15 protein-coding genes are annotated in these 23212 nt (G+C 67.7%); 5 read left to right on the top strand and 10 right to left on the bottom strand.

Features of this window, described 5'->3' with window-relative positions; translation table 11 throughout:
- Nucleotides 1–289: 289 nt before the first annotated feature.
- Nucleotides 290–895: a hypothetical protein gene (locus tag QHF83_RS49070; protein WP_282425079.1), complete on the bottom strand. Its 606-nt coding sequence runs from the start codon at nt 893–895 to the stop codon at nt 290–292.
- Between the two features lie 448 nt (nt 896–1343).
- Between QHF83_RS49070 and QHF83_RS49075 the strand changes: the two genes are divergently transcribed.
- Nucleotides 1344–2045, top strand: coding sequence for a hypothetical protein (locus QHF83_RS49075; protein ID WP_282425080.1), 702 nt, complete (start codon nt 1344–1346; stop codon nt 2043–2045).
- Between the two features lie 108 nt (nt 2046–2153).
- On the opposite strand, the gene QHF83_RS49080 is transcribed toward QHF83_RS49075, so the two are convergent.
- The 5 genes from QHF83_RS49080 to QHF83_RS49100 form a co-directional block, all read right to left on the bottom strand.
- On the bottom strand, nt 2154–5900 hold the full coding sequence (locus QHF83_RS49080) for an ATP-binding protein (RefSeq protein ID WP_282425081.1): 3747 nt from the start codon (nt 5898–5900) through the stop codon (nt 2154–2156).
- 220 nt (nt 5901–6120) lie between these two features.
- The gene (locus QHF83_RS49085) at nt 6121–8388 is read right to left on the bottom strand and encodes a DUF4215 domain-containing protein (RefSeq protein ID WP_282425082.1); all 2268 of its coding nucleotides are present in this window, start codon (nt 8386–8388) and stop codon (nt 6121–6123) included.
- A gap of 97 nt (nt 8389–8485) precedes the next feature.
- A complete protein-coding gene (locus QHF83_RS49090; protein WP_282425083.1) occupies nt 8486–11065 on the bottom strand; it encodes a tetratricopeptide repeat protein in 2580 nt (859 codons plus the stop codon).
- A 61-nt stretch (nt 11066–11126) separates the two neighbouring features.
- The gene (locus tag QHF83_RS49095) at nt 11127–11765 is read right to left on the bottom strand and encodes a class I SAM-dependent methyltransferase (RefSeq protein WP_282425084.1); all 639 of its coding nucleotides are present in this window, start codon (nt 11763–11765) and stop codon (nt 11127–11129) included.
- Nucleotide 11766: 1 nt separating this feature from the next.
- The gene (locus QHF83_RS49100) at nt 11767–13164 is read right to left on the bottom strand and encodes an FAD-linked oxidase C-terminal domain-containing protein (protein ID WP_282425085.1); all 1398 of its coding nucleotides are present in this window, start codon (nt 13162–13164) and stop codon (nt 11767–11769) included.
- Nucleotides 13165–13169: 5 nt separating this feature from the next.
- On the opposite strand from QHF83_RS49100, the gene QHF83_RS49105 reads away from it, so the two are divergent.
- Nucleotides 13170–14147 (top strand): NAD(P)-dependent oxidoreductase, encoded by a 978-nt coding sequence (locus tag QHF83_RS49105; RefSeq protein ID WP_282425086.1) that lies wholly within the window; start codon nt 13170–13172, stop codon nt 14145–14147.
- On the opposite strand, the gene QHF83_RS49110 is transcribed toward QHF83_RS49105, so the two are convergent.
- The 3 genes from QHF83_RS49110 to QHF83_RS49120 are packed head-to-tail and all read right to left on the bottom strand — an operon-like array spanning nt 14140 to nt 17203.
- Entirely contained in the window at nt 14140–15057 is a 918-nt protein-coding gene (locus QHF83_RS49110) for a DMT family transporter (RefSeq protein ID WP_282425087.1), read from the bottom strand. The genes QHF83_RS49105 and QHF83_RS49110 overlap by 8 nt on opposite strands.
- The gene (locus QHF83_RS49115) at nt 15054–15953 is read right to left on the bottom strand and encodes an iron-containing redox enzyme family protein (protein WP_282425088.1); all 900 of its coding nucleotides are present in this window, start codon (nt 15951–15953) and stop codon (nt 15054–15056) included. The genes QHF83_RS49110 and QHF83_RS49115 overlap by 4 nt, the downstream gene beginning before the upstream one ends.
- Nucleotides 15950–17203: a Glu/Leu/Phe/Val dehydrogenase dimerization domain-containing protein gene (locus QHF83_RS49120; protein WP_282425089.1), complete on the bottom strand. Its 1254-nt coding sequence runs from the start codon at nt 17201–17203 to the stop codon at nt 15950–15952. The genes QHF83_RS49115 and QHF83_RS49120 overlap by 4 nt, the downstream gene beginning before the upstream one ends.
- Before the next feature lie 213 nt (nt 17204–17416).
- Here QHF83_RS49120 and QHF83_RS49125 point away from each other — a divergent pair, with 213 nt between their 5' ends.
- The 3 genes from QHF83_RS49125 to QHF83_RS49135 all read left to right on the top strand — a co-directional run bounded on the left by QHF83_RS49125 (nt 17417) and on the right by QHF83_RS49135 (nt 22564).
- Entirely contained in the window at nt 17417–19045 is a 1629-nt protein-coding gene (locus QHF83_RS49125; RefSeq protein ID WP_282425090.1) for a protein kinase, read from the top strand.
- A gap of 225 nt (nt 19046–19270) precedes the next feature.
- Nucleotides 19271–21460 (top strand): TOMM precursor leader peptide-binding protein, encoded by a 2190-nt coding sequence (locus QHF83_RS49130; protein ID WP_282425091.1) that lies wholly within the window; start codon nt 19271–19273, stop codon nt 21458–21460.
- A gap of 9 nt (nt 21461–21469) precedes the next feature.
- On the top strand, nt 21470–22564 hold the full coding sequence (locus tag QHF83_RS49135) for an amidohydrolase family protein (RefSeq protein WP_282425092.1): 1095 nt from the start codon (nt 21470–21472) through the stop codon (nt 22562–22564).
- Between the two features lie 4 nt (nt 22565–22568).
- Here QHF83_RS49135 and QHF83_RS49140 read toward each other — a convergent pair whose 3' ends face one another.
- The gene (locus tag QHF83_RS49140) at nt 22569–22946 is read right to left on the bottom strand and encodes a BMA_0021/BMA_0022 family TOMM bacteriocin (RefSeq protein ID WP_282425093.1); all 378 of its coding nucleotides are present in this window, start codon (nt 22944–22946) and stop codon (nt 22569–22571) included.
- Between the last annotated feature and the right edge of the window lie 266 nt (nt 22947–23212).

The raw sequence follows: 23212 nt of genomic DNA on the forward strand, positions 1-23212 counted from the left end.
CGCCGCCGCTGCCGCCGCTGCCGCCCGCGCCGCCGCTGCCGCCCGCGCCGGCGGTGCCCCCCGCACCGCCGGTGTTGTCCGGGTCTTTCTCATCGCCGTCGCATCCGACGAGCGCCGCGGAGGCGCAGAGGAGAGCCACGAGTGTCGATATGCCAAGAAAGTTGGTACGCATTTACCATGCAGAGCATGGGCGCACTGGTCATGTCAATCTCGGAATTCGTGGCGACCGTGCTATCGCCACACCGGCAGCGAGCGGGGCCGATGCGGCAGGGCGTTCATGAGACGACCTCTAGCAAGCGGGCCCGAAGAACCGCAACGTCACCCGCAGGTACGTGCGGGGCGCGAGCATATTGGTTCGATACCCCTGCACGATGAACCGGTCGCCAGTCTCGACCTCGAGGTTCCCCTCGTTGTCGTTTTCCACCAGGCTGCAGGTCGAGCTCCCGGAATCCCAAGCGCCATGGTAGTCCCTCTCCCCCAGGACCGTCCCGCTGCTGGAATACCGCCTGATATGCGTGGACGCCCGCGCGCACTCGTCCGCGGTGTTGATGTCCTCCACGGAATAGAAGAAGGGTTTGACCGTCGTGCTGTAGGGCTCGTACGTGCCGTCGGCATCCACCACCCAGGCCGCGGTGCATGCGGCCTGCCCGTAGCCCGTGCTGGGGGAGTGGATGGGGACGTTATCGTAGCAGTCCACATCGCCCGTGTGCGTGTAGTCGGCGATCGCGGTGCTGGCGCACGTCGCCTCCCCGAAGGCAGCCTCCACCTGGGCCGTGTTCTCGTCCCCGATCTCTCCGACGTCACCGTCGGCGTAGCACGCGGAGAGGAGCACTCCGCTCGCAGAAACCAGGACCAAAGCAAGGGTCTTCGACAGCCAGCCGGTATCGTTACGCATGTCTCTCTACCTCTATTCTATTGGGTGATTGGCCACGACCCATTCATCACGCAGCGAGAAGAGCGCAGACGCCATGTCCGGCACCTGCCGTCGCTGCGCCACTCCAATGGGCCCGCCGCCGTGCCGGACGCATTTGCAGGGGCCGTGCCACGGCGCGAAGCCGCGGCAGCGACGCTCGTCCCGGCCCGCGCAGGTCTCGGCATCCAGGGCGCTCGCGTACCCGTGGTACGCAGGCGGCGTCCGCTGGATACGCGCCTCGCCGGGGCGCCGCCCCGGACCCCGCGGGGGCTGTCCGCCCCTCGACCCGGACCAGCGCAAGCGCTGGACTCGGGGTGGAAGAACCACGCGATGCGCGGTTCTTCCAGCGGGCCGTTGCGCGAGGTCGAAGCCTCCGCTACGAGCACGAGCAACTTCCCTCCAAGTCGAGTCGACGTGGCGGAGCAGGTACATGAAGCACGAACAGGTGGATGTTCGGTCAGCGATCGAGGATCTTTATTCCACGTTCCGGGACTACCGCGCCCAGGTGCACATCGGCTATGGCCTCGACGACCGAGACGACCATGTCCTCCAGACACGGCTCCGGGCGAAGAAGCTGCGCGAATTGTCCGGGGACGATCTGGAGGCCGTCTGGTCGTCCGAAGCGCTCTGCGGCTTCGACACGAAGCGGATCAGACACTTCTTGCCCCGCTTTTTCGAAGTGATGGCTCAACCGACGTGGTCTGGATGGCCGACGCTCGAGCACTTCGCCGGACAGCTACGCGATCTCGACTTTCGCGAATGGCCGCATGTCGAGCAAGCAACGGTCGACGCCTATCTTCGCGCGCTGTGGCGCGAGACATTGTCGGGCACTGGCCCGGATTGGCGCTCGGTATTCAAGGCCGTCGTCTCTCTACGAGAGGACCCCGAGCCGTACCTTGCTCTTTGGCGGCAGGACGAGTCACTCGCCGCGACGGTACGCCTCGCCGAGCTCGTTGGCGATCGATACGCTCCCGAGCCGAGTGTGTCTTTGGACGCCGATCAGGATCGCGCGGTGACGCGCTTTTTGCGTGATCCCACGACACGCGAACGGCTCGAAAGGGCGTTCTTCGAGCACGCCGATGACTCGTCCGGTCACGATCTGAGCCTGGCCGTGGAGCTCCTCTCGTGCTGACGCGAATGGCTGTTCGAACCGATCGACGTTCCAACAAGGGCGTTCGTCGGGCCGTTTGCCTTCCACCCTGGCCTATCGCGGATGGATAGCCCGTCGGAGGCTCCGCGCTCAACTGCGCCCGCGTGACTCCCACGGCCGCGTGATTGGAATGGTGAAGAAGAATGTGCTGCCCACCCCGACCTTGCTTTCTGCCCAGACTCTTCCGCCGTGTGCCTCGACGAGGCCCTTGACGATCGACAGGCCCAGGCCGGCGCCGCCACGGTCGGCCTCCTTTGCCTGCCAGAATCGATCGAAGAGGTGCGGGATCTGTTGCATGGGAATACCGAGGCCCGTGTCCGTGACCCAGAAGAGCACCACTTCCTCCCGCCGAGCCGCACCCACGTGAATCCGCCCGCCCGCTGGAGTGAATTTGATGGCATTGCCGATGAGGTTCTCGAAGACCTGCAAGACGCGATCACGATCCGCCCATATTTCAGGGAGCTCCGCCGCCACGTCGAGGTCGAGCTCCAGCGAGCATTCGCGCGCGAACGGTCTCTGTGCCTCCACCGCCGCGATGGCAACCTCGTCAGCGGGGATATGACCACGCATGACGGAGAGCTGCCCCGCGTCGAGGCGAGCCACATCGAGGAGATCCTGGATGAGGCGATTCATTCGCAGCGCGGCACGCTGAATCGACTCCCCGCGCCGAGAGGTCCCTGGCTCCCGCGCACGCCGCAGGAGCTCCGCGTGGACGAAGATGGCGTTCAGCGGATTGCGGAGGTCGTGCGCGACGATACCGAGCGTGTCGTCGCGTGCCCTGATGGCTCGCTGGGCGTCGCGGAAGAGGCACGCATTCTCCACGGCCAAGGCGGCTCGGTGCGAAAGCTCCTGGGCCACGGCAAACTCCCGCGCCGCGTACCGGGCCGCCGTCGCGCTGAGGAGAAGGAGGGCACCCACGAGATTCCCACGGGCAATCAGCGGCACGCCGATGAGGGATTTCGGATCGAGCTCGCGTAGCACCCGCAGGTGCTCTTCGCTCTGCGCGATCGATTCCAGGTACGCGGGCGTCACCTCGTTCACGAGAAGCGGCTGCCTGGTCTCGAAGACCATCGAAACGAGGTGCGGCCCCCCTGGATCGAGCTCGAGCCGCTGGAGAGCATCCGCGACCGTTGCCTTGGCGGGATCCGCATGTGCGATCTTGAAGCGACGTCCCCCGTCCTCATTCACGAGCTCCGCGATGCAGCAGTCCGCCAGATGGCGGACGACGAGGCTCACCAGGCTGTCCACGGTCTGGTCGTAATCGAGGCTCGCGGCCAGGACGGCGCCGACGTTCAAGAGGAGCTGCTGCTGCTTTTCGACCTCCTTGCGCTCGGTGATGTCGCGGAGGATGATGGTGAAGAGAGGCTCGCCCTCGACGTCGAGCTTGGAAATGGCTCCTTCTGCTGGGAACTTCACACCGTCCTTGCGGAGCGCCCAAATGGTTTCGCGCTCGGACATCTTTCGTGCCTTCAGCGGGTTCTTCGCGAAGTCGCGGACGTGCTGCCGATGGCGCTCTCTGAGCCCTTCCGGGATCAAGACATCCACGGACTGGCCGAGGATCTCCTCGCGCTTCCAGCCGAAGATTTGCTCGGCGCCTTCATTGAAAATGCTGATCCGTTGGTCCTGGTCGATCGAAATGATCGCGTCGGCGGCGATCGAGATCAGGCCCGCGAACCTCGCCTCCGACGCGCGGAGCGCCTCCTCGGCGCGCTTTCGCTCGCTGATGTCACGAACCAGGCTCTGCCATCGACCGTCGGGGAGGAGCTTGGCGCTCATCTCGACCGGCAAGTAGGCTCCCCCTTTGGTCCGTAGGCTCCACTCGGCGACCTCCACGGCCCCCGCGAGCAGCTGTTCCTTGGCATGCGTGAGCCGGGGGACGTCTCGCGGGGGTATGAAATCGACCATGGTCTTTCCGATGATCTCCTCGCGGACATACCCGAGCATGCGGCAGCCGGCGGTGTTCACATCGGTGTAACGCCCCTCGAGGTCGGCGACGAAAATGCCGTCCGGCGCCTGCTCGACGAGCGCCGCGAGCCGTGCTTGGGCTTCGAGCCCTCTCTTTCCGGCGATGAGATTGTCGATACGAGCGCGCAGCTCGTCGACGGTGAAAGGCTTCGTGATGTAATCCTGGGCGCCCTCGCGCAAGAGCTTCACCCGTAGCTCGTCATCCGACTTCGCCGTGAGGAGCACGATGGGGATCCTGTCGAGCTCGCGGTGGGAGCGAATCGAGCGCACGAGCGCGTCGCCGCTCAGCTTCGGCATCATGATATCGCTCAGGACGAGGTCGGGCTCGAGCTCCAGCGCTCTTCGCAGGCCCTCCGTGCCATCGAACGCCGCCACGACGCGATGGTCGGACGCCAGGCTTTCGAGAATGAATCCGCTCATCTCGCGGTTGTCTTCCACCACGAGCACGAGCGCGCCTCCCGGCTCTCCGACGACCTCGACCGGAGGCCCTGCGTGAAGCTCGAAGGCCCCCTGCGATACCACCGCCGGCCGAGGCCCCCCCGAGGGTACATCGGTCGCCCGGGGCCGCACGACGGCTTCGGGCGGGGCTCGTCGGGGCAGGTCCACCGTGAACGAGGCTCCACCTTCGGGCGCTTCGGAGACGGAGATCACGCCGTGGTGCAGGGCGATGAAATCCCGCGCGATCGCGAGGCCCAGGCCCGTCCCACCAAACCGCCGTGTAGCTCCGCCGTCGAGCTGGCGGAAGCGTTCGAATACGGCTTCTCGCTTGTCGACGGGGACGCCGGGACCGCTGTCCGCCACCTCGATGACGATGTGATCCCCGGGGGGCTGTCGCAAGCTCGCGCGGATGCGCCCGCCGGCGGGCGTGAACTTGAATGCGTTCGAGAGCAAGTTGAGGAGGACCCGCTGCATTTTCTCCGGGTCGACCTCCGCCCAGAGCGCACCCTCCGCCTCGACCGTGAATGCGATGTCCTTCTCCTTGGCCAGCACCTCGAAGTGGCTGGCGACGAAGCGGGTCAATCGCGCCAGGTCGATCTCGCAATACTCGAGCGTCATTCGTCCAGCGTCGATCTTCGCGACGTCGAGCAGATCATCGACGTGGTGATGAAGCGTGCGCGCATTGCGTTCGATGACCTCGATGTCGCGACGAAGAGCCGGGCTGATCTCGGGTACGCCGAGGAGACGCTGCGTGGGCCCGAGGATGAGCGCGAGCGGCGTGCGGAGCTCATGGCTGACGCTCGCGAAGAACTCGGACTTCAGCCGATCGAGCTCCTTGGTCTTCTCGTAGAGCCGCGTGATCTCCTCGTTGGCGCGCACGAGCTGCCGGTTGGCTTCCGTGATCTCCTTTCCTCGCTGGAAGATCTCGGCCTCCATGTTCTCCGCTTGGATACGTAGGTCGGCGGTCAACTTCTGCGCTTCGAGGCCTGCTTGCTTGACGCGGACGAACTCCGTGACGTCCTCGACGCGATGCGTGACGTAGATGAGCTCGCCGTCGGGCCCGAATACCGGGCAGTTGACCTGGGACCACCATCGCTCTTCGAATCCGCCCCCTTCCTCATCAGGCCGGCGGATGTCGTACTGCTGAATGGGCATCGTATCCGGGACATGCCGACGGAGCACCCGCTCGAGGGACGCGCCGAGGTTCCGGACGGCAGCTGCGCCTTGCTCCGACGTCGCCGGGTTGGCAGGGAATATCTCGAAAATACCGCGACCGAGGATTCGTTCGCGCCTCGTCATCGTCGCGCGCGCATAAGCATCGCTCACCGCGACGATCGTGTACCGAGGCGCATCGGGTTCGACGACGAGGTAGAGCCCGGGGGCGGACTCGAAGAGGGTCCGAAAGTCCGGATCCGCAGTCCGAGGCCCACTCATGGAAGACTGCGTAGGAGAGGGATTGTTGCTGCGCCGCATGACAGGGGTCCGCGCCATTTATCCGCGTGGCATGGACAACCGTCAATCGCTGGCAACGGCCAACCCCACACGCTCGCTGGTCTTCGCGAGGCAGGGCGTTCGCTTGGCGTGGGCGCACCTTCGGCCAGACCAGCGGGAGCGGGGTGAGTGGTTTCGACGCGGCAGGTAGGCTCTCAGGACGTCACTGGAAGGACGCCTCGAGGCTGAACGGACCGCCCTTGCTCGGCGGAACCGTGTCGACGACGACGGTCACCTCTTTCCCCGCGGTGAGAGGCAATGTGATGTCCTCGGCGCTCTCCGGGGGCCAGCCCCAATTCGAGCACGAGAGGAGCTTGGCCTCCGTCGCCGCCCCGCAGCCGTCGAGCACGTAGAGGCCATAATTGACATTCGTCTCGTCGAGGTGCAGCGTGAGCGTCCCGTCCTTCGGCGCGACATAACGATAGGTCACCTCGCCGCCGGTCGCGTAGGTGCAATACCCGTCGGTGTTGTTCAGATTCGGCGCGCTCGCCGTGTCGCCGACGTTGGGCGACGACGTGGAGAGCATCGGGAGGCCCGCGCAGACCGTGGGCCAGTCGGGGCTCGAGCAATCGGCCGAGCAGAAGCCCTCACCATCCATCGTATTGCCATCATCGCACGCCTCGGGCCCGACGGCGACGCCATCGCCGCAGACCGCCGGCGTGAAGCTCGCGCGCAGCGTGAACGGCCCCGCGTCCTTCATCGTATTGCCACGAACGACGAGCATCACCGGGCCGCTCGGCTTCGTCGCGAAGTCGAAATCGAGCTCCTCGGTGGCCGCGGACGTGGCTCTGCAAGCGAGCTCGCTGCTGCCCGGATCGGCGCAATCGCCGACCAGGAGCAAGTCGAGGTCCACGCCCGCGTTCGAGGTGAGGTCGAAGGAGAGCCGGCCCGGTCCCGGGACGTCGAACGTGAACGTCTTCGAGGGCACGACGATGTAGAGCTCGCAGCTCCCGCCATACCCGGTGGGCGCGCCTTCCGTCGTACCCTGGATGTCGACGTCGAGCGCGAGCGGCTCGGCGAGGTTGCAGAGCACGTCGAACTCGGCGATATCGCAATCGCCCGAGCATCCGTCGCCCGACGCGGTGTTGCCGTCGTCGCAGATCTCGTTGAGCGGGTCGAGCACGCCGTCGCCGCAGACCGGGATCGTCCAGCAGATGCCGACGTTCGTGTTGGAGAAGATGCCCGCGCAGTACTCGCCCGCCGGGCAGTCGCCGTCAGGCATGCGGCAGATGCGCTCGCAATGCTCGATCGGCTCCTCGGGGTAGAGGCTCAGGCAGAGGCCGCGGAACGCCTCGCCGTCGGATCCGCAGCTCTGATACGGCACCCAGGTCGGCTGGCACGCGCCGTCGATGGGCGCCGGGTCGCCGCTCTCGGGCGAGAGGCACACGTTCGACATGCCGCACACACGTCCGTCGGGGCATCCGGGGTCCGGCGTGAGCCACGCGCAGGTCTGCTCGCACGTGGCGGGCACGCCGGCGCACAGGCTGCCCGTCTCGCAGCCCGTGGAGATGTCGGGCCCGCTGCACGCCTCGCCGGGCGCGCCTTTGCCCGTCGGCCGGCAGACGCCGTAGTTCTGGACGGGGTCGGTCGCGATGCACTCGGAATCCGCGGGGCAGGCGCCCGAGGTGAACGGCGTGCACGCCTTGTAACAAGCCCCGATCGAGTTCTCGCTGGGTACCTGCGCCAGGCACAGCTCGCCGTCGGGGCACACGACGTCGTACGTGAAGAGACACTCGTAAGGCGCGCAGGTGTTCGTCTTGGGCGAGCAGACCTGACGCTGGGTGTTGCCGCAGTCCTCGGCCTTTTCGCACGGGATGCCGTTGACGGGCGTCGTGTCGAACGACCACGAGGGGATCACGAAGCAGCCGCCCTCTGGCACGGGCTCCCACGTCCCGTCTTCCTTCCGCGTGACCTCGGAGAGCGTGACGTTCGTGATCTTGCCGGCGGCGATGCTCGGATCGTCCGGATCGAGCTTCGTGAGCTCGATCGTGCCGCCCGTCTGGAAATACGTGCGGGTCGGGATCTCGCTGGAGTCCGGCGTGATCACCGTGACGCAGTGCTGGCAGCTCCCGTAGTGGTCGTTCGGCGCCGCCCCGAGGTCGAAGGTGCCCGTCACGAGCGGAGGCAAGCCCGGGGTCGTCCACTCGTTGTAGATCTCGAGGACGGCCTGCGTGCGGTAGGCGTCGGGGACCCCGGGCGAGACGTCGGCCGCCACGGAGAAGTTGGCGTCCGTGAAGCGGTAGATCTGCGTGAGCGAGAGGTCGAGCGTGGGGCAGCCGCCCTGCCCGCCCTGCCCGCCCGCGCCGCCCGCGCCGCCCGAGCCGCCCGAGCCGCCGGTGCTCGTGTCCGGCGGGGCCGGGACGTCGTCCGTGCACCCCGCGAGGAGCGCGATCCCACAACCGATCGTGGCGAAAATAAGCTTGCGAATCATGGTCATGACCTCGTCGTTAAGCTGCACGAGGAAGATGGCCCTGACGCGCGGGGTCTCGGGTTGAAAGTTTGTTGAAAGGCCCGGTTCCAGCAGGAAATCAGCTCAAGACGACCGGGACCTCCGGCGAGAGGAGGTAGCCGCCCGCCTTCTGCTGGATCACGCCCTGAAGGCCCAGGCGACGCAGCGTCGCGACGGCGGCGTAGACGCGCTCGGTGCCGGCGGAGGGGAGGATCCGTTCACCGGGCCAACCCGCCTCGACGAGCGCCGCGACCGTGGCAGCCTCGCCGGGGCGCTCTTCTCGCTGCCGCAAAAGGGCCCGCAGCACGCCGCGGAGGGCCTTGCGTCGCTCGAGCGGGGTGGATGCATCGCTGCCAGGCGCGCGGAACCAGCTGCCGTCACGCGCGATGAGGAGCGGAGGCGCGGCGCGCGGCGCCGAGACGGGGCTGCGTAGACGCAGGGCGAGGCGCACCTCCGAGCTCGACGCGAACGCGGCCGGCGGCTCGTCGCCGAGCAGCACGCGCACGGCGGCGAGGAACATCGGCTTGGGGTACGCGGAAAGCGACGCCTCCGCGCGCCGGTAGAGCATCGCCGCGTCGCCGGCCGCGCCCCGCCGCGCGGCGACCACGCCCTGGGCGGCGAGCACCACGCCCTCGTATTCGCCGCAGTTCTCGCGCGCGAGGGGCAAGGCGGCGCGCAGGTGCTTGGCGGCGGCGGAGAGCTCGCCCGCCTCGATGAGCGCCGTCGCGAACTGGTAGAAGGCGACGGCCTGGGCGCGTCGCACGCCGGCCACGTCGAGGCGGGCCAGGGCGTCGGAATACAGCGTGAGCGCCGCGGGCAGATCGCCCGTCTCCTGCTTGCAGCGCGCGAGGTACGAGAGCGTGATCCCCTCCCAATGGGGCGAGCCGATGCGCGTGAGGGCTTCGAGCGCATCGCCGAGGAGGCGTGATGCCTCGTCGAAGTCCCCCGCGGCGAGCAGGATCACCCCGAGCGCGAGGCGCGCGGTGGCCGAGGCGCTCTCGTCCCCGGCCCGATCGGACTCCGCGATGCTCTGACGAAAGAGCGGGATCGCGCGGTCGTACTCGTCGGTCCCGCCGAAGCTGTTCGCCAGCATCGCGAGCAGCCGCGCGCGGAGCCTCGGCTCGGCGCCCGCCTCGAGCGCGCGCTCGAAGAAGGCCCGCGCGCGCCCCCAGTCCCCGACGCCCGCCACCGTGTTGCCGAGGCCCGCGAACGCCTCGGCGAGGAGCGCGCGGTCGCCTGTCGACGCGCCGATCACGCGCGCCCGCTCGAGGTCGGCCGTCGACTCCGGCATCCGGCCGAGGAAGCGGCGGACCGTGCCACGCGAGAGGAGCGCGCGTCCCACGAGCGCAGGCGACGCGCCTTCGCCTTCGTCGTCGCCCAGCGCGCCGCCGAGCAGCTCCTCGACGGTGATGTAGGGCAATCCGGAGGCGGGCGCGGCGAGCACGAGGGCCGCGCGGAGCGCGAGGTCGGCACCGAGGAGCCCGCGCCGATGCGCGATCACGGCGAGGTTCTCCCGCTCGCGCTCGAGGGCGCGACGCGAGCCGGCATCGGCGCATCCGACGAGTCGCTCGCCGAGGCCCACGTAGTAGCGGGCATGCCGCTCGGCCGCGCGCGCCGCGCCCCCACCCCTGCGCGCGAGCTCGCTCTCGGCGAACTCGCGGATGCAGATCAAGAGATCGTAGCGGCGCTCGTGGGGATCCTGGTCGACCGTCAGCATCGACTGGTCGAGCAGCGATTCGAGCAGGTCGAGCGGCCACGGGCCGCCTTCCTCGCCGAGCACGGCGTCGGCGGCGTCGAGGGAAAAGCCGCCGCGGAACACGGAGCTCGCGAGGAACGCGTCCTGCTCCAGCGGGGCGAGCATCACGAAGGACATCTCGATGCTCTCGCGGAGGTTCGCCCGAGCGATCGTGCCGTCGGGCCGCCGGAGCATGCGAAAACGCGGAGAGAGGCGCGCGAGCACCTGCTTGGGCGCGAGGACGCGAAAGCGCGAGGCCGCGAGCTCGAGCGCGAGGGGCAGGCCGTCGAGCTCGCGGGCGAGCTCCTCGATGGTCGCGCGGTCCTCCTGCGGATCGAACGAGCCGCCCGCGAAGGCCTCGCCCCGCGTCACGAGCAGCTCCGCCGCTTCGGACCACCGCTCGCCCGCGTGCCGCTCGGTCGAGAGCGGGGCCAGGCTGATGGTCGTGGCAGGCGCGCCGGCGAGACGCCGCCTCGACGTGACGAGCACGCGCGCCCCCGGGCCCTCGCCGTCGAACCACGCCGCGAGCGCCGCGTCGGCCGAAGCGGGGAGCTGTTCGAAGTTGTCGAGCACGAGGAGCCGGGCGTCGTCCGCCGAGACCCGCTCTTTCACCCGCCGCGCGAGCTCGTCCGGGGAGATGTCGAGCGGCACGGGCACGCCGAGCGAGCGCGCCACCTCGAACAGGAACGCGCTGAGCGAGGTAGCTTCCGTGAGGTCGCAGAACCTGAGCGCGGAGAGGCGCGGCGACCGCCTCGCGAACTCCGTGGCGAGCCGGGTCTTGCCGACGCCCGGCGGCCCGACGAGCTCGACGAGGCGACCACGCGCCAGCGCTTCGGCGAGCTTCGTGAGCGCGTACTCGCGCCCGACGAACCGGCTTTCGCCTCCGTCCCGAGATGGTCGCGTCTTGCCGGGCCGCGGCGGCATGCGAATCCGAGCGTAGCGCGAACGGCCTTGGACGTCGCCACGCGCAAGGCCACGTGGCCGCTCATCCATCGATGCGCTGGGTCAGCTCGATTCCCTGCCCGAGGGGGAGCGTGGACGAGCGCGCTCCCGGGGCCGCCCGCACATGCGCCACGTAGGCCTGCAACTGCGCCGCTGTGGCCGCGGGCGCAAGGATGTTGTCGGCCACGACGATCCCGCCGCGTCGCACCTTCGGCCAGGCCAGGTCGAAATCACGAATGTAGATGTCCTTCCAGTGGTCGATGAGGACCAGATCAAAGGGCCCTTCCAGCGAGGCGAGGTGGAGCGATGCGTCCTCCCCGATGATCTGCACGTGCTCGAGCAGACGCGCGTCGGACAGGTTCTGCCGCATTTCCTCGACTTTGTGGGCGTCGATCTCGAAGGAGACCACGCGCCCTCCGGTGGCCTGCGCCGCTTCGGCGAGCCAGACGGTCGAATACCCGACGGAGCCGCCGATTTCGACCACCCGACGCGCGCCGAGCGCGCGCACCAGGGAATTGAGCAGGCGGCCCACGTCGGCGCCGACGTCCAGCATGAACCGACCCGCCGCTTCGCGGACGAAGCGCGCTCCTTTGGTGTTGAGCTCCGAAAGCTCCGATTGCTCCTGCTTCGACCGCTGCTCGAGGCGCTCCAGCACCGCCGCCACGCGAGGTTCCATGCTCATGTCAGGCCTCCGAAAATATCTTTCCAGGGTTCAACAGGTGTTTGGGATCGAATACCATCTTCAGCTTGCGTTGCAAGGCGATCATCTCCGGGGACAGCTCCCAGCCGAGGAAGTGCCGCTTGGCATAACCAATGCCGTGCTCTCCGGCGATCGTGCCTCCGAGCCGTAGAATGTCGCGTAGCAGGTCGGCCCGCATCCTCTCCAGGCGCTCGTCCTCCGTGCCGTCCCTGTCCGGTTCCGCGCCGCGGAGAAGGCCCACGTGGAGGTTGCCATCTCCGGCATGCGCTATCGTGGCGGTGGGGATCCGGTGCTGCGCCGCGAGCATGTCGAGGCGACGGAGCGCTTCCGGGATTCGTCCTCGGGGCACACACACGTCCTCCACGTGTATCCTGGGAAAGGTCGCGACGAGCAGGGGATAGACGGCGCGCCGCGCAGACCAGAGGCGCGCGCGCTCCGTGGCCTCGGTCGTCGCTCGCTGTTCGATGGCGCCCGCCTGCGCGCAGGCCATGGAGCAGAGGGAGAGCACCCGATCGAGCGCCTCGAATTCCTCATCCATTTCACACAAGAGAATGGCCCCCGCCCCCGGCGGAAAGGCGTGATTGCCATGCAGACGGAGCACGGAAATGGACGGCCCATCCAGGAGCTCGAGGGCAGAGGGCCGGAATCCGGATCGGAGGATCTGCGTCACCGCGCGGCCGGCGTCGACGGCGGTCCGGAAGATGGAGAGATGCGTGGCCCACGCGCGCGGGGCGGGAATGACCCGGAGCGTCACCTTGGTGGTGACGCCGAGCGTCCCTTCGCTGCCGACGAACAGCGCCGTCACGTCATGACCGACGACCCCTTTCATCGTCCGGCGACCCATGCGCAGGGGCATACCGCCGGGCAAGACCGTGTCGAGCCCGAGCACGTAATCACGCGTCACCCCGTATTTCAGCGCGCGGGGGCCGCCTGCGTTATGGGCGACGTTCCCTCCGATCGAACATGTCCCGAGGGACGCCGGATCCGGCGGGTAGAAGAGCCCCTGCGCCTCGAGCGCTTGCTGAAGCGCGCCCGTCACGACCCCGGGCTCCACCACCGCGGTGAAGGAGACATCGTCGATTTCCTTGATTTGCTGCATTCGCTCCGTCGACAAAACGACCCCTCCGCAAACGGGCAGCGCTCCGCCCGAAAGCCCCGTGCCTGCGCCGCGCGGCGTCACCGGGAAGCCGTGCTCATAGGCGAGGCGCAGGACCACCGAGATTTCCTCGGCGGAGGAAGGAAATACCACGGCTTCGGGAGGAAAGGGGCCGATGGAGCTCGCGTCGCGAGCATACCGGGCGAGCGCTTCGGCGTCCGATCGTACGCGATCCGCGCCGAGGTGGCGCTCCAGCAAGGCCCCCAAATCGAGATGTGCTAGCATGATCGATGTCCGCGATGAAGGTCTGTGTGTTTCACGAGCGGATGGGCAACGAGATCGGGGCGTCGCTCCACGCCGCAGAGTTCGGCCTGGACGTCGAGGTGGTCACCGATACGTCGCAGGACCCTCCGTGTGCCGATGCCATCGAGGTCCTCGTCGCCAATACGTTTCCACGCGGAATGCTGGGGCGCTGTCCGAAGCTGCGCTGGCTTCAGCTCACCGGGGCCGGAGCGGACCACGTCCTCGAAGGTGCGCCACGCGAAGGCCTGCAGGTGACGCACGCCGCGAACGTGCCTGCCGTCGCCGTGGCCGAATTCGTCTGGATGGGTCTTCTGGCGCTCGCCAAGGACGCGGCCGCGCTCGTGCGCCAGCAAGACGCCCGGTTGTGGAGACCTCCGAAATCTCGGCTTCTCGCCGGTAGCACGCTGGTCATTGCCGGGCTCGGCCCCATTGGGCGAGAGATCGCCCGCAGAGCGCGTGGATTCGAGGTGCGGACCGTGGCCATCACGCGAAGCGGACGGCCCTCGCCGCTGGTGGACGAGGTGCGGCCCTCGTCGATGCTGCCGGACGCCCTGCGAGACGCGAGCGCCCTGGTGATTGCCTTGCCTGCCAATCGGCATACGACGTGTCCTCCGCTGATCGACGAGGCGGCGATCCGCGCTTTGCCCCAGGGGGCCGTGTTGATCAATATCGCCCGTGCCGCCGTTCTGGATCATGGCGCCTTGCTCCGAGCGCTCGATGAGAGGCGCCTCCACGCAGCGTTGCTCGACGTGCACGAGAAGGAACCGTTGCCGCCGGACAGCCCCCTCTGGGCCGTGGAAAACCTCTGGATCACACCCCATGGCGCCTTCGTCCACCCCGGCGAAGCCGCGGAGCTGTCTCGTCTGATCCTGGACAACCTCGCGCGCTTCCTCGCCGGGGCCGAGCTTTGCAATCGAGTCGATCTTTCCGAGCTCGCGGGTCCTCGATCCCCGGATCCTATTTGACGACCGCCGCGTCCTCGAGGGGCGGCACGGGCTTACGCTCGAGCGTGGCGAGCAAGACGCCCCCGAACGTGACCCCGGCGCCGAAGACCTGCCACCCCGTCAGGCGCTCTCCGAATATCATCATCGCCAGGAGGGCTCCGAAGATGGGGACGAGATAGAGGAAGGTGTTCGTCTTCGCGACCCCTGCTTCACGGAAGCAATAGTACCAGGCGATGATGTTGAATACGAACCCGATCAGGCTGCCATAAAGGACGCCGAGCCAGCTCTCGAGCGAGGCCTCTCCGAGGGTGGCGCGGGACGCGAGGAAACTCGGGACGGAGAGGAGCAGGAGTGGAACGGTCCCCCAGAGACAGCTCCAGGTCGCGACCGCCGGAGGCGGGAGGCGCTGCATGGCCAGCTTGCTGATGATGGAATAGACCGCGAAGCACGCCACGGAGAGCAACATGAGCGCTTCTCCGCGCCAGTCCGCGTCGGTCTTCACGGCCGATGCGCCGGGCGGCAAGATACGGAGCAGCCACAATGCTCCCGCGAAGCTGACGACGACGCCCACGACCTGGCGGAGGGAAATCCTCTCCCGGAGGATCCCTCGCGCCAGCGCCAGGGAAGCCGCAGGGATCGTCATCTCCAGGAGCGCCGCCTCGGAGAGCGGGATGAGCCGCATGGCCTCGAAAAAGAGGAGGTTGTAAACGCAGATCCCGAGGAGGCCCGTGGCCGCGAGCATCGCGAGCTCTTTTCGCGTGGGCCGCGGCCAGCGGCGGAGCATCGGCAAGAGAACGACGAGCGCGAGGAGATACCGCAGGGCGTTCGCCTGCGACGGCGAGAAGCTGCGCAGGGCGAATTTGCCGGCAATGAGGTTCCCAGCCGCCGTCAAGGGGACGAGCACGAGCAGGAGATAGAGGCGAAAACTCATGATGTGACCGGGGTCCATCGGTGCCGCCATGCAGGGTCTCGCTTGAGGACGATCTCCCGGAAGAGCCCTGCCTGGTAGACCTTCCGGGCCTCGATCGAGCGCCACACCGCGAGGCGAACGCGCTCTTGCATCTCCGCCGTGACGGCGTACTTGCGGATGAGGTTCGAGGCCTCCATGGCGTGCTTCACGTCGCCCCCATAGTCGAGCTCCAACCGTTCATCCCCGGCGTGAATGTGGAACACCTCGAGCGCGTCGTCATCCAGGCCGACCTGTTCCGCGAGGGCACGCGCGATCTTCCGGAAGCGCCCGGGGATGGTCAGCTCGATGGCGAAGCTGCCGGCCGCGAGCGCCTCGAGCCAATGGTGATCCCGCACGAGGTGCTGGCGGTATTCCACATAAAGGAGCGTCTCGGGGTAAGGCTCCACGAACTCCATTTCTTCGTCGGTCACGCCGAGCGCCCGGCCGAGCTTGCGCACGAGGACCGGGTGCTCGCGGGCAGGGTCGAACTCGCCGAGCTCCTCGGCCAGGTTGGCCCCCATGAACTGCCGGGCGTCGTAAAAATAGGTGCAGTTCGCCGCGATCTGGGCGATCACCGAGGGGAACGTGCGCGAGTCGAAGTACCACTGCTTGACCCAATCGCGGAGGCCCTCGATGGGAATATGACCGCCGATGAGCGCCGCGTAAAACGGTCCGATGTTCGCGGCGCCGGACCGGACGACGTGGTCCGTGATTTCCCGGACGAACTGATCCGGGGGCACCGCCTGAGGCAGCGATTCCCGCAGGGGCCGGGTCGGCTTGCCGATGGGGGCGTGCTCCAGACGCGAATCGAGGAGCGGCTCGCTGGCATCACGTGTCGTGCGCACCCGCTCGGCGCACCGGGTCTCGTTCGATTTCATTGCTGACCTCGTCCCGTGAATTTCACCGACGCCGCGGCGTCGGCGGGCGTCTTGCCCATGCGGAGCGCCGCGCGGAGCGTCTCCAGGTTCTCGCTGGCGAGCTCGTAGCTCACCGCGTGCATCTGCTTTCCTTGCGCCGCGGCTCGCCGGAAAAGGACGGCGCAATTGTGTCGCACCCGGCGTGCGACCGCGGCGAAGCACCATTCGATCAGAGAATCGAGCGCCAAGGGCGGGGTGAGCCCCAGGAGGCAGAGAGCGGTCACCGTCGCGCCTCCGCTGTTGGCGACGATATCCGGCACCACGGCGATCCCGCGGCGGTGAAGCTCGTGGAGCGCCTCCACCGAGCATGGGTTGTTCGCTCCTTCGACGATGGCGCGAGCCTCGACCCTTCCGGCATTCCTCGCGTGCACGGCGTCGCCGGACGCCGCGAGGACGAGGAGGTCTGCCGGGACGGAGAGCCACCGGTCCGGCCCATCGTCGCACCGGAGGTGACGGGGCAAGAGTCCGCGGTGAATCGTCCCCGCCTCGTCCGTGGCGGCGAGGAGGGCGTCGACGGGCAGGCCGTCGCTGCATTGGATGGTGCCGAGACGATCGGCCACGGCGACGATCTTGTATCCCCGCTCCACGAGTCCGCGCGCGGCTCCTCGGCCGACGACCCCGAACCCTTGAATGGCCACCGTCCGCCCCTCCTGCGGCAGGCGCAGGTGGTCGGCGATCATGCACGTCGCCAGACAGACCCCGTGCCCCGTCACGTCCTTGCATGCGCTCCAGAAATCGCCCCACGAACAGGGGAGCGCCCCGCGGGTTTGCATGGGGTGGAAGTTCGCCGCCTGGTGAATGAGGTCCCGATCCCGGTAGCTGATGCCCTGATCGCTGCCGAGGTAGACGCCTCCGTGCATGAGCGGCGATGCGAGCTCACCGAACCTGATGAGCTTTTGATCCCTCTGCTCTCCTCGTTGGAGCGTCGACACGAGCCCCGCCTTGGCCCCGCCGATCGGCATCCCTGCGAGGGCGAGCTTGTAGGTCATGGTCCGGGCGAGGGTCGCGAGCTCGCGAGCGTCGACCCCCGGTGTCATACGCGTGCCTCCCATGGCGCGGCCGCCAAGCAGGCTGTCCACGACCACCCAGCCGTTGAGCCCGGCATTTTCATCGTTCACGGCCGCCGAGAGCGGCGGCCTCCCGAATGGCACCATGCCGGACGTGTCTGGTCGTGCTCCGGTCGCGTCGATGGGTCTCGTGTGTTCAATCATGGTCGGCGCGCTAGAGCAGGGGCCATACCAGCGACACGACAAGCGATTTCGCGGCTCCTCGAACGCCGGGGCGCGGGCGAGCGCTCACAGACGACGCGCAATGGCTTGCGTCATCGAGCAAGATCACGCGGGCGAACGCACGGCGCGGGCCTTGCTTGGAGGTTTTGGCTCCCGCAGCATCCCACCCGGCAAGGCGTGGCGTATACTTCGCAGGTGACTCCCAAGCGGGTACGCGCGAGCCAGCAAGAGGTCGAGCCCCCGCGTCCGTCGCTCACCCTCGTCGAGCGCGTCCCCAGGTCGATGATCGGGGCTGGTTCGTTGTTCCAGGGCCGTTACGAGATCCTGGCCAAGCTCGGCGAGGGAGGGTTCAGCGCCGTCTACCAGGCGCGCCAGGTCGCGACGGGCCAGCTCGTCGCCATCAAGGTCATGCGCTCCAGCCTGGCGGGCGACCAGAGCCGGCGCGTCACGCGCTTCCGGCGCGAGATACGGCTTTGCGCCCGACTCCACCATCCCAATATCGTCCGGCTGATCGACTCCGGCCATACACCCGAGGGGCTGCTCTACACCGTGTTCGAATTCGTCCCGGGGAAGAACCTCGCGGACGTCCTCGCCAGGGAGGGCTCCCTCGATCCGCGCGAGGCGAGGCACCTCATGCTCCAGGTCCTCGATGCGCTGAGCTGCGCCCACGCCCAAGGGGTCGTTCATCGGGACATCAAGCCCGCGAACATCATGGTGGTCCCGACCGGCGCGCGGCGGAACGCCATGGTGCTCGATTTCGGCATCGGAGCGCTCGTCGACGCGATGGCGGGGCCGAGCCCGAACAGGACGGCCGCCACCAATGAAATCGTGTGCACGCCCGGCTACGCCGCGCCGGAGCAGATTCAGGCGATGCGGCCGACCGCTCGTTCCGACCTGTATGCGTGGGGGCTCGTCTTCCTGGAGAGCCTCACGGGCAAGCCGGCCATCACGGGGAGCTCCTTGCAAGAGGTCCTCCTCGAGCAGATGAGCAGCGCGCCCGTCCCGATTCCCAGGCCGCTCCGGGGCCACCCTCTCGGCGAGCTTTTGCGGGAGGCGGTCGTGAAAGACGTTCGCAAGCGCAACGTCGACGCCGAGGGGCTCTTCTGGAGGCTCCAGGCCTGCAAGGTCCACGGCCTGCGGCGAGAGTCCTTCCTCGAGCCCGCTGGCGGGCGCGCCCAGCGGTCGCGGACGACCCTGCCCTTGCGACCCCGGGCCTCGGGCCGGGGCCTCGCGCTCGTCTCGTCGAAGCGGCCTCCCGAGGCCGATCGACGGCAGCTCACCGCCCTTTGTTATGGCCTGACAGCGCTCGGCCCGGGCCCCGAGGCCATCGATATCGAGGAGGTCGAGGAGCTGATCAGCCGCGAGCAGGTGAGCTGCGCCGACCTCGTGCGCCGTCACCACGGGCGCTTCGCCGGCGCGCTCGGCGAGGAGGTGCTGAGCTACTTCGGCTGCGATGCGGCGCCGGAGGACGGCGCCATTTCCGCGGGTCGCGCCGCGATGGAGCTGCTTTCGAGGGTACAGACCGAGAGCGCCCGGCTCGAGGCGGAGCGAGGGATCCGCCTCGAGATTCGGATCGGCCTGCATACCGGTCTCGCGGGCAACCGCGACATGCGCGGCCCGGCGCACGCGCTCGGGACCACACCCGCGATCGCCGCGCGCCTGAGCGCGCTCGCGGCCCCCGATACCATCGTCCTCAGCAGCACCACGTCCCGGCTCCTCGAAGGGCCCTTCACGCTCGCGTCAGGCGGGACGTTGCCCGTCGAGGGCCTCGACCGCCCCGTCGAGGTATTTTTCCTTCGAGGTGAGAAGAGAACCGAATCGTGAATACATGATTTGAACGAACACGAAAAACCCTGGAGCTGAAGCCGAAGCTCCTCTCGTGTCGATCGTCGCGTACGATGGCCGGCCGTCCGGAACAGGGGAGCTCATCCTCGGCGAGAGAGGCGCGCCCCGCCCTCGCGGGGGACGCGATTTCTGTTAAGCTCCCTCGCCTTCCAATGGCCCACGGGCCACTTCCTTGGGGTCAGCCATCTGCGATGGATGTGCGACATGAACAGAGTTTTGCACTTCGCACCGCACGTTCGGCCCGTGCTTTTGGGCCCGAATTGCCTCGCGCTCCTCGGGGAGCACGACGAAACGATCCTATGGGGGCGCCTTTACGCGCTGGTCGCGCCCTTCCTGGACGGCGTACGTAAGAATGCGGAGATCATCGCGGCCCTGCGGGGAAAGGCCTCTGCGCTCGAGGTGTATTATACGATCACGCTGCTCGAGCAGAACGGCTACCTCGCCCCTGCCTCGCTCACGCCTCCCGCCGAGGACGCCTTCTGGCGTTTGCTCGGGGTCGCGGGTGACGTCGCGGCCGAGCGTCTCTCGGGAATGCCCGTGACGGTCGAGGCGCTCGCGGGAGTGGATGCAGCCATTTTCTGTGAATCGCTCCGGGCGTCCGGGATGAGGGTCGAGCCCGAGGCTCGGCTACGGATCGTCCTCGTCGGGGATTACCTCGCGCCCGAGCTCGCGGACAGCCATCGGCAGGCCCTCGCCGAAGGCGTTTGCTGGATGCCCGTGAAGCCGTCCGGAGCGGCGCCCTGGATGGGGCCGATGTTCCACCCGGGTGGACCCTGCTGGGATTGCCTGGCCTCCCGGATCCGCGCGCATCGCCCCGTGCAGACGTTCCTGCATCAGACCGGCGCGTGTGGCGGTTCGTCCCTCCCGCGCCCGGCGAACCCCATCGGCCTTACCGTGGCCCACGGGCTCGCAGCGCTCGTGATCGCGAGGTGGGTCGCCGGCGGCGCGTGGGGAGAACTCGAAAATCACGTCCTCGTCTTCGATTTCGGGCGCCTCGCGCTCGAGAAGCACGCCGTGAAGCGGCGCCCGCAATGCCCGACCTGCGGAGACCCGGATCTCCTGAAGCGGCGCGCCGCAGAGCCGCCGACGCTCGAACGCCGGGTACGCCTGGCCGCCCAGGAGGGGGGCAGCCGCGTGATTTCCCCGGAAGAGACGTTCGCGCGATATCGGCATTTGATCAGCCCCGTGACCGGTGTCCTCGCCAGCGTGGAGCCCATCGCCGGGCGCGAGGGCCCGCCGTGGTTCCTCCACGGGGCGCGTTATCCCGTAAGGCCAGTCGAAGCGCGGGATCCGAGGGACTTCCATGCCATGGCGGGCGGCAAGGGGCGGAACGCGGCGCAGGCGCGGACGAGCGCGCTTTGCGAGGGAATCGAACGGGTGAGCGCCATTTTCCAGGGGGACGAACCCACGCTCCGCGCCCGCCTGGCCGAGCTCGGGGATGAAGGCGTCCACCCGCACGCTCTCCAGTGCTTCAGCGAATCCCAGTACCGGACGCGTGACACCTGGAACGCCGCCGCGCGGAGCCGCAAATGGCACGTACCCCTGCCCTTCGACGAGCGGTGCGAGATCGATTGGACACCCGTATGGTCGCTCGGGACGCGGCGGCGGCGATACCTGCCGACGGCCTATTGTTACGATCAGGTCCCGGTCGCCCCCGGGGAGCACTTCTGCGCGTACAGCTCCAATGGTCACGCCGCCGGCAACTGCATCGAGGAGGCCATCCTGCACGGCTTTTTCGAGCTCGTCGAGCGCGACGCCGTGGCCCTTTGGTGGTACAATCGACTGCGTCGACCCGGCGTCGACATGACGAGCTTCGACGACCCCTATTTCGAGGAGCTCGAGTCCACGTATCGTTCGCTGGGCCGACCGCTCTGGGTCCTCGACATCACGAGCGACCTCGGGATTCCGGTTCTCGTCGTGCTGGCGGCCGGGCAGGAAGAAGGACAGTTTTACGCTGGCTTCGGCTGCCACCTCGACATCCACGTGGCCGCGCAGCGCGCGCTCACCGAAGTGAATCAGGTGTACGACCCCACGGGCCGTTTCCCTGCGCTCCTCGACGTACGAACGCTCGAAGATTGGAGCTTTTTGATCCCCGCCGAGGACACGCTCCCCCGGACGTACGAAAAGGCCCCGCGCCTCCGCGAGGGGAACGACCTCGCCGCGGACGTCCTTTCGTGTGTGGATCTCGCGGCCCGCGCGGGGCTCGAGACGCTCGTGCTCGACCAGACCCGGCCCGACCTCGGCCTTTGCGTCGTCCAGGTGACGGTGCCTGGGCTCCGGCATTTCTGGCCGCGCTTCGGGCCGGGGCGCCTCTATGACGTGCCCGTACGTCTCGGGTGGCGGGATCCTGCGCTCGACGAGGCGGAACTCAATCCCGTGCCTTTCTTGACTTGAGGAGGGAGCATGCTGATCGACGCAGATCGTCACGTCATCGAACCGATGGACATGTGGAAGCGTTACCTGGAGGAGCCTTTCCGCAAGCTCGCGCCGTATTACGAGGATATCGGTCGCGACGGACGGATGCCCAGGCTGATGTTGCATGGGGAGCCCGTCCATCACAAGATCTCCGAGCGCGCCGAGCGCGAGGTCGCCGCCGTCGGGGCCCGACGAAACGCCGAGTTCTGGGCGGGGAGAGACCCCGCCGCGCAGCTCCGGGCGATGGATCGATCCCAGGTCGACATCGCCCTCCTCTTTCCGACGACCGCGCTCTTCCTGCTCGGGATCGACACGATCGATCCCGCGCTGGCCGGGGCCTTCACACGCGCCTACAATCGCTGGCTGCACGATTTCTGTGCGCACGATCCGGCGCGGCTCCGAGGCGTCGGGCTGGTGAACGTCCACGACCCAGCGGCCATGGTCGAGGATCTCGAGCAGGCCGCGGCGTGGGGGTGGACCGCGGTGGTGCTGCGGCCGAATCCGGTGAAGGGGCGGCTCCTGAGTGATCCCGCCCATGAGCCTTTCTGGGCCGCGTGCGAGCGGCTCGACATGGCGGTCGCTCTCCACGAGGGCGCGCACGCGCGGGTCCCCACCGCGGGAGCGGATCGATTCGAATCCCGCTTTGCGCTGCACGCCTGCTCGCACCCCATGGAACAAATGATGGCGTTCCTCGCGCTTTTGGAGGGGGGCGTGCTGGAGCGGCATCCGGGGCTGCGCGTCGCGTTCCTGGAGGCCGGCTGCGGGTGGCTGCCCTACTGGTTGTGGCGGCTCGACGAGATCGAATACCGGAACCTTTCGGGCGAGGTCGCGGAGAATGTCCGGGAAAAACCCTCTGCGTATTTCAGGCGGCAATGTTTCATTGCCATCGAGCCCGACGAACCCTATCTCCCGGAGATGATCTCGTTTCTCGGAGAGGACAACCTGATCTTCGGGACGGACTTTCCCCACCTCGACCACGACAGCGACATCACGGAGAAGCTCGGCCCGCTGGGGCAAAAGCTCCCCGAGGGCGTGCTCCAAAAGATTCTGTGGGACAATCCGGCCCGGCTCTACGGGCTGTAGGCATTCAGCAAAATTCTCCCCCTCCGTAGTAGGGGTACCGGCCAGCCCGCGCAGGCATCGCCGGGAGCGTAATCTTATATACAGCAGGCTGCCGGGGCTGGCTCTCCACGATCTCCAGCTGCACGTCAGGCGGAAGTTGATAATTGAAGTGAGCCTCGAGCGCCTTCGCAGGGTCTGCGAGCAGCTCCCGTTTGAATGTCTCGTCGTTCCACGCCTTGGTGATCACCCGGACCCAGAGCTCGGAGAAGTCCGAGACGGGCTCGGATTCCGTGGCCGATTCCCCTTCAGGGGCTTCGCGCTCCTCCGTCTCCGCCGCGGAAGCCGTCGATGAAAGCGCGAGCGCCACCGCCGCGAGCGCCACAAGGTCACCCTTCCTCGTCATGATTCGCTCCCCTTTCCACAGTGTCGAACGGCGGCACCCCACGTCGCCCGTCCGTTCGCCTTGGCGCGAACATGGGACGACCCCTGCCCCGGTCAAGCGACCGGACCATCCGCCCCGGGTTTACGGGCTGCAAGGGGGTTAGAACTCATCCCATAAACCGTCCAGTAGGTCCATCAGCTCCAACATCCCACTTTGTAGGATCAATCGACGAGGTGCGGTCCAGCGGTCGGTACATTTTTCGTGCTGGCGACATATGCAGGTGTGGA

This window comes from Polyangium sp. 15x6, from assembly GCF_029960785.1.
Lineage (GTDB): Bacteria > Myxococcota_A > Polyangia > Polyangiales > Polyangiaceae > Polyangium.

Bases quoted from the DNA above. Each gene is read 5' to 3' on its own strand.
- QHF83_RS49100 (WP_282425085.1), bottom strand. From the start codon at position 13,164: ATGCTAGCACATCTCGATTTGGGGGCCTTGCTGGAGCGCCACCTCGGC.
- QHF83_RS49115 (WP_282425088.1), bottom strand. From the start codon at position 15,953: ATGAAATCGAACGAGACCCGGTGCGCCGAGCGGGTGCGCACGACACGT.
- QHF83_RS49085 (WP_282425082.1), bottom strand. From the start codon at position 8,388: ATGATTCGCAAGCTTATTTTCGCCACGATCGGTTGTGGGATCGCGCTC.
- QHF83_RS49090 (WP_282425083.1), bottom strand. From the start codon at position 11,065: ATGCCGCCGCGGCCCGGCAAGACGCGACCATCTCGGGACGGAGGCGAA.
- QHF83_RS49095 (WP_282425084.1), bottom strand. From the start codon at position 11,765: ATGAGCATGGAACCTCGCGTGGCGGCGGTGCTGGAGCGCCTCGAGCAG.
- QHF83_RS49105 (WP_282425086.1), top strand. From the start codon at position 13,170: ATGTCCGCGATGAAGGTCTGTGTGTTTCACGAGCGGATGGGCAACGAG.
- QHF83_RS49075 (WP_282425080.1), top strand. From the start codon at position 1,344: ATGAAGCACGAACAGGTGGATGTTCGGTCAGCGATCGAGGATCTTTAT.
- QHF83_RS49140 (WP_282425093.1), bottom strand. From the start codon at position 22,946: ATGACGAGGAAGGGTGACCTTGTGGCGCTCGCGGCGGTGGCGCTCGCG.
- QHF83_RS49080 (WP_282425081.1), bottom strand. From the start codon at position 5,900: ATGAGTGGGCCTCGGACTGCGGATCCGGACTTTCGGACCCTCTTCGAG.
- QHF83_RS49135 (WP_282425092.1), top strand. From the start codon at position 21,470: ATGCTGATCGACGCAGATCGTCACGTCATCGAACCGATGGACATGTGG.
- QHF83_RS49070 (WP_282425079.1), bottom strand. From the start codon at position 895: ATGCGTAACGATACCGGCTGGCTGTCGAAGACCCTTGCTTTGGTCCTG.
- QHF83_RS49130 (WP_282425091.1), top strand. From the start codon at position 19,271: ATGAACAGAGTTTTGCACTTCGCACCGCACGTTCGGCCCGTGCTTTTG.
- QHF83_RS49110 (WP_282425087.1), bottom strand. From the start codon at position 15,057: ATGAGTTTTCGCCTCTATCTCCTGCTCGTGCTCGTCCCCTTGACGGCG.
- QHF83_RS49120 (WP_282425089.1), bottom strand. From the start codon at position 17,203: ATGATTGAACACACGAGACCCATCGACGCGACCGGAGCACGACCAGAC.